The 514-nt window shown below is 52.9% G+C and carries 1 protein-coding gene; it reads right to left on the bottom strand.

Annotation, left to right across the window (positions count from 1 at the left end):
- The coding region (locus Q1A34_RS21965) for a GGDEF domain-containing protein (protein ID WP_300039655.1) at window positions 1-439 on the bottom strand (439 nt) is incomplete at its 3' end.
- Window positions 440-514: the final 75 nt, after the last annotated feature.

Below are 514 nucleotides of genomic sequence, written 5' to 3'. Positions count from 1 at the left end.
TGAAATCGATCGGTTCGGTAATGGCAATGCGCAGCGTTTCTGCAAAAGTCATGATGCTGTCATTGGACTTCCGGCTTACCTGTGCCACAACAAATTCATCACCGCCTGCACGCGCGATCTGAGTATCTTCTCCGATATGGTGCCGCAACCGTTTGGCAATTTGCTCCAAAACAAAATCACCAGCGTCATGTCCGTGTGCATCGTTTACAGCTTTGAACTTGTCCAGATCGAGATGCATCAGCACGAGGCGATCGTCCTGTCCAAGACGTTCCACCGCCTGTGGCAGAAACCCGGCCAACCCACGTCTGTTGGAAAGGCCGGTCAGGGAATCGGTTGCTGCGGCCATCTCGAGTTCGTTTTTACGGTTCACAGTTTCAGTCACATCAATGCGGAAAGTCACCCGGCCACCATCTTCAGTAGGACGGTCGATTACTTTCATCCAGCGAGAACCAGCCCATAGTTCCGTTTCGGTCCGGTTGCCGCTTCTGAAGCCATCAAGCGCTGCTCTGATCCA

Origin of the sequence: uncultured Roseobacter sp., assembly GCF_947491795.1 — a bacterium.
Classification (GTDB): Bacteria; Pseudomonadota; Alphaproteobacteria; order Rhodobacterales; family Rhodobacteraceae; genus Roseobacter.
This window is presented reverse-complemented; position numbering and strand designations above follow the sequence as displayed.